General features: G+C 62.1%; 4 protein-coding genes. All 4 read right to left on the bottom strand.

Going from position 1 to position 6204, the window contains the following annotated elements:
- Positions 1-180 precede the first annotated feature (180 nt).
- Positions 181-543 (bottom strand): DUF1304 domain-containing protein, encoded by a 363-nt coding sequence (locus ACYVDE_RS12590; RefSeq protein ID WP_460501895.1) that lies wholly within the window; start codon positions 541-543, stop codon positions 181-183.
- A gap of 230 nt (positions 544-773) precedes the next feature.
- Complete coding sequence (locus ACYVDE_RS12595) at positions 774-2396, bottom strand: T9SS type A sorting domain-containing protein (RefSeq protein ID WP_460501896.1); 1623 nt, start codon at positions 2394-2396, stop codon at positions 774-776.
- A gap of 204 nt (positions 2397-2600) precedes the next feature.
- Positions 2601-4799 (bottom strand): methylmalonyl-CoA mutase, encoded by a 2199-nt coding sequence (gene scpA, locus ACYVDE_RS12600; RefSeq protein WP_460501897.1) that lies wholly within the window; start codon positions 4797-4799, stop codon positions 2601-2603.
- 143 nt (positions 4800-4942) lie between these two features.
- On the bottom strand, positions 4943-6204 hold a 1262-nt coding region (locus ACYVDE_RS12605; protein WP_460501898.1), incomplete at its 5' end, for a methylmalonyl-CoA mutase family protein.

The following is a 6204-nucleotide window of genomic DNA, read 5'->3' on the forward strand; positions in this document are numbered from 1 at the left end:
AGCTACCCTGGGGCGGGGTGGAGCCCGCCCCCGCCCGGCCAGGCGAATTCCGCTGGTACGCCAGCCCCGTCGCCGCCTTTCGCGGCCTGCTCGATTCCATCTACCCCACGGCCTGGGCCCGCAACGAGTGGGTGTGGGTCATTGAATTCGAGGTGATGTAGCGCGAACTAAAAATTCGCGCTACGCCAGCCACACGGCCGCCAGCGCCAGTAGCGCGGGCACCGTTTGCACCAGCAAAATGCGCGGCCCCGCCGTGGCCGCCCCGTAGATGCCCGCCACCGCCACGCATCCCAGGAAAAACGAGGCCACGTTGCGCTGCCAAGCCGGGTCCGCAATCAGCAGCGCCCACACCAGCCCGGCGGCCAGAAATCCGTTGTACAGCCCCTGGTTGGCTGCCAGCACCTTGGTGGGCTCAAACAGCTCCGGCCGCAGCGAACGGAAGGTTTTGGGGCCGCGGGTGGTCCAGGCAAACATCTCCAGCCACAGAATGTACAGGTGCAGCAGGGCGACGAAACCGATGAGGAGTTGGGCGAGCAGGGGCATGGGGCGAGGAACAAGGTGAGACAGCGGACGCTAACTTACTGATTGTTGACTTGCCAGTGCTCGTAATATCTGTGAAGACGAGAGGGTTGTTGAGATAGGAGCAACAAGACGTTCTTAGAAGAATAGATGCGCTGCCTGCGACGGAAGAATATCGATACAATTGCCGCTTTGGGCAAAATGCTTGATGGCTTCTCCATACTTCTGCTCAAGCGTATGGTCAGCTGGTATTGCTACTCTAATACCAGCTGACCGGTGTGCACAGTATTGGCCTGCACAAGGCGCAGCACGTAGCGGCCGGGCGGCACCCCGGTGCAATCGAAGGGCGTTTGCACCAAGCCTTTGCCCAGGTACACTGTCTGGGTGCGCACCAACTGGCCCATTGATGACAATAATTGTAAGTCGCCGGCGCCATCGGCAGCGCCGGGAAAGACCACATCGAAGCTGGGTGCGTGGGCCGGATTGGGATACACTTGCAGCGACCCTTCTGCCAAAACCGGAGGTAGCGAGAAATTGTCGCGCCGCAGCTTTGCCAACACCAGTCCCGAAGCGCCGTCCGGTGCCGCGCCGCAGTGGCCCCGGCCCATTCCCCAGCCAGTAACGTAAACGTGGCCATTGGCATCGGAGGCTAGGGCAGTGGCGCCGCTGGAAGCGCTACCGCCGCCCGTACGCACCCACACTACTTGCCCCAACTGGTCGAGTTTGGCTACACACAAATCAGCTTCGTAGCTGTCCATTCGAAGTGAAAAAGGCCCTATTCTATCGTTTTTGTGATAGGTGCCCGCTAAGTAGGTATTGCCGTGCGCATCGGCCGCGATGGCTGCAATACCAGCCGTGCCCAGCACCCGGCCCCAGCCCACCGAGCCCTGCGAATCGCACTGGATAACAAAGCTGCTCGGGTAATTTCCGCTAAGCACCTGCCCATTGCCCAGGGCCACTAGGCCGTCGAAGCTGGCCGTGAGCACGGCGTTGCTCTGGGCGTCGGCGGTAACGCCGGATGTGATGGCTGAAGCAGCGGGGTTGCCCCAAACGTGCGCCCATTGCTCGCGGCCTGCAGCATCGAAACACTTCAGAAAAGCTTGTAGTGCATCCCGAGAGTTGTTTGCAACAGTGGTAGCACCCGCGAAATAGATGGCACCGTTGGGCGCCACGCTCACGTAGCCTCGGTTGGCCAACACGTTGCCCGTGTTGCCAGCGCTGCGTCCCCATTGCACGGTACCCTGCGCATCAAGCTTTATCAGAAACGCCGACAGGTAGCCCGAAGGCGCAATAATCTGGGGGTGGCCATCGAGGTTGAGGTAGAATTCAAACCCGCCCGCCGCGTATACATTGCCCTGCTGGTCGACGGCAATGCTTGTGCCGTCCGAATCGTCGTACGAGCCGCCCGCGAAAGTTCGGGCCCATAGGGCAGTGCCCTGCGCCGAGTATTTTGCTACAAACAAGTTGCTGTGATTGCTCACCGCGCCGCGTTTGGCCAGCGAAATAGCGCCAAACCTTGTTGTAGCCGAGCTAAATCCTCCCGTCACGTAGGCATTGCCAATGGCATCAACAGCTACGGCGAATATGCCGTCATTATCGGTTCCACCGGCTTGCTGCACCCATAGCAACTTGCCCTGCGGGTCGTACTTGGCCAGCGAAATGTCATTTAGGCCCCAAGTCGTCAGGGTAACGCTGCCGAAAGAAACAGTGCCGGAGAAAATAGCAGCGACGTAGGAATTACCCTGTGCATCAACTGCAATTCCCTGTCCACCAATGCCTTTTTGTTGTGCCCATTCCCAGTCCGGACCTCCTTGACAATGGCCGGGGTAGCTAATAAAGAAAAGCAGCGAGGATATAAAAAGTATAAATGCTCTCACGAACAAGAAATCAGATTTGGAAAGAAACCTAAAGCTATAACGGATAACAGATAATCCGCCAGGAGGCTATCTGATTTGAGTATATAAAAATTTGTATATTAATACGTTGCATCAATGATTCGAGCGCGCAAAAGGCCCGCCGGGTGGGGCAGGCCTTTGTAACGGTAACTAAACAGGTCTTGCGCTGACCAACGGAATGAAATTCTACTCCCCCAGCTTCCCCAGAATCTCCAGCGCGGCGGTGGCGATGACCGTGCCGGGGCCGTACACGCCGGCCACGCCCGCGTCGTACAGGAACTGGTAGTCCTGGGCCGGAATTACGCCGCCGGCAATCACCAGGATGTCTTCGCGGCCGAGCTGCTGGAGCTCCGCCAGCAGCTGGGGCAGCAGGGTTTTGTGGCCGGCGGCGAGGCTGCTCACGCCCACTACGTGCACGTCGTTGTCGGCGGCCTGGCGGGCTACTTCGGCGGGCGTCTGGAACAGGGGGGCCAGGTCCACGTCGAAACCTACGTCGGCGAAGCTGGTGGCGATGATTTTGGCGCCGCGGTCGTGGCCGTCCTGACCCATTTTGGCGACGAGCATGCGGGGGCGGCGGCCTTGGTTAGCGGCAAAGTCCTCGGCCGCCGCGCGGGCCCGCTCGAAGGCTTCGTTGTGGTGCATCTCGCTGCTATACACGCCGGCCACGGTGCGCGTGGTGGCCTGGTGGCGGCCGTACTGTGCTTCGAGGGCATCGGAGATTTCGCCGAGGGTGGCGCGGGCGCGGGCGGCGTTCACGGCCAAGGCCAGCAAGTTTTGAGGGCTGAGGGTTGAGGGTTGAGTTTCGGCCGAAGCATCGTCAACTGCTGCAGTCATTTTTCCCAGTTCTTCTACCCGGATGCCGGCGGCCTTGGTGATGGCGGCCAGGGCCACTTTCACGGCTACTTCGTCCCGATTGGCACGAACCTGTTTGAGGCGGGCAATCTGGCTTTCGCGCACGGCGTCGTTGTCGATGTCGAGCACTTCGACCTCGGTTTTCTCGGTGGTTTGGTACTTGTTCACGCCCACGATGACTTCCTGGCCCGAGTCGATGCGGGCCTGCTTGCGGGCGGCGGCTTCCTCGATGCGCAGCTTGGGCAGGCCGGTTTCGATGGCCTTGGCCATACCGCCCAGCGCCTCCACTTCCTGAATCAGCGCCCAGGCCTTGTCGGCCAGCTCATGAGTCAGCGTCTCCACGTAGTAGCTGCCGCCCCAGGGGTCGACTACCTTGGTAATGTCGGTTTCGTGCTGCAGATACAGCTGGGTGTTGCGCGCAATGCGGGCCGAGAAGTCGGTGGGCAGGGCAATGGCTTCGTCCAGCGCGTTGGTGTGCAGGCTCTGGGTGCCGCCCAGCGCGGCCGCCAGCGCCTCAATGGCCGTGCGGGCCACGTTGTTGTAGGGGTCCTGCTCTGTGAGGGAGTAGCCCGACGTCTGGCAGTGCGTGCGCAGGGCCAGGCTTTTGGGGTTAGTCGGGTTGAACTGCTTCATGAGCTTGGCCCAGAGCAGGCGACCGGCGCGCAGCTTGGCAATCTCCATGAAGTGGTTCATGCCAATGGCCCAGAAGAAGCTCAGGCGCGGCGCAAACTCATCAATGGCCATGCCCGCCGCGAGGCCGGCGCGCACGTACTCCAGGCCGTCGGCCAGGGTGTAGGCCAGCTCTAGGTCGGCGGTGGCGCCGGCTTCCTGCATGTGGTAGCCGGAGATGGAAATGGAGTTGAACTTGGGCATCTTCGCCGCCGTGTAGCTGAAAATATCGGCGATGATGCGCATGCTCGGCGCGGGCGGGTAGATGTAGGTGTTGCGCACCATGAATTCCTTCAGAATGTCGTTCTGAATGGTGCCCGACAGCTTCTCCGGGCTCACGCCCTGCTCCTCAGCCGCCACGATGTAGAAGGCCAGCACCGGCAGCACCGCCCCGTTCATGGTCATGCTCACCGACATCTGGTCGAGCGGAATCTGGTCGAACAGGATTTTCATGTCCTCCACCGAATCGATGGCCACGCCGGCCTTGCCCACGTCGCCCTGCACGCGGGGGTGGTCGGAGTCGTAGCCACGGTGCGTTGCCAGGTCAAACGCCACGCTCAGGCCCTTCTGCCCACCGGCCAGGTTGCGCCGGTAAAAGGCGTTCGATTCCTCGGCCGTCGAGAAGCCCGCGTACTGCCGGATGGTCCACGGGTTCTGCGTGTACATCGAGGCGTAGGGCCCGCGCAGGTAGGGCGCCTGCCCCGCGCCGAAGCCCAGGTGGTCGAGGCCGGCCACGTCGGCCGCCGTGTACACGGGCTTGATGGCAATGCCCTCGGGGGTGGGCGTAGCGGCCGTTTCGGCGGCGGCGGGGGCGGCCGGGGCAGCGGCGGCATCGTAAGGAATGGAGGAGAAGTCGGGCTTCATTTTAGGGAATTCTAAGTACGTCCAGAACGCCATGCTGAGCTTGTCGAAGCATCTCTACCGCAGCAGTGAACCCAGTCGATTGGATTGCACTGCGCGGTAGAGATGCTTCGACAAGCTCAGCATGACGTTCTTAGTAAGCATTTTTAATTGAGTTTCCGCCCCTGCAAACGAGCAAGCACCTCTTCCGTCGTGTAACCCTGCACTTTCATTTCCTGGAAGCCGAACACGCGCACGGCTTCGTGCATGGTCGCCAAATCGGCCGAGAGCAAAGCCGGCGGAATAAAGTGCTGCTTCTCGGTCGGAATCTGGTAAATGAAGCGGGCGAAGCGGCGGAACTGCTCGGGCGTGGCGTACATCAGCGTAGCCTCTTCGGCCGAAGAGTAGAGTAGCGAGAGCGTACCGGCCGGGTGGCTGGCCGCCAGCTCGGGCCGCTCGTGCTCCTGCAGCAGCTGCAGGAAGCTTTCCAGAATCACCTGGTTAGTATTAGCGCCGAGCAGCACCACGGCCGCGCGCTTGCTCTTGCGGTCGCGCCGCTCGAAGTGCAGGGCCGTGGCCAGGCGCAGCACCTCGGTGGGGTAGGCCGCGCGCGTCACATCGAACTCGGCCGAGCGCAGCAGCTTTTTGGGGTGGAAGCTGAATTTCTCCTGCTGGTTCTGGAAGCGGTTGGTGCCCACCACCACCTGCTGGCCGCTGGCCATGCGCCGGAAGGTTTCGTTGGCCACGGCTTTGATTTCCTCCAGAATTTGGGCGCGCACCTGCGGCAGGCCGCCGGCTTCTTCGGTGCGCTGAAACAGTGCCCAGGCTTCCTGGGCCAGTTGGTCGGTCAGGGTTTCGAGGTAGTAGGAGCCGGCGGCGGGGTCCTGCACGCGACCCAGGCCGGCTTCTTCGCGCAGCAGCACCGAGAGGTTGCGCGCCAGGCGGGCCGAAAACTCGTTGCTTTCGGCAAACAGGCAGTCGTAGGGGGCCACGCTCAGCGAATCGGCCCCGCCGAGCACGGCGCTCATGGCCTCGGTGGTGTGGCGCAGCAGGTTGGTATGCGCGTCGAGGGTGGTTTGCGTCCAGGTAGCCGTCATGGTGTGAATGCGCAGGTTGGCGTTCAACTCCGTCGGCAGGCCAAAGGCGTGCAGCAGCGTGGCCCACAGCTTGCGCAAGGCGCGCAGCTTCGCGATTTCGAGGAAGTAGCCGGGCATTACGGCCACGTGGAGGTGCAGCGCCGCCGCCACCTGCTCAGCCAGCATGTCGGCGTCGGGCAGTTCGGCCAGCAACGCGGCGGCGGTGTTCAGGCTGAAGGCAATCTGCTGAGTGGCGGTAGCGCCGCGGTTGCCAAAAAAAGCCCCGTTCACGGCCAGCGCCCGGAAGTCGGGCATGCCGGCGGCCAAGCGCACGCAACGGCGCAGGCTGCTGC

This window comes from Hymenobacter agri (genome assembly GCF_054778495.1).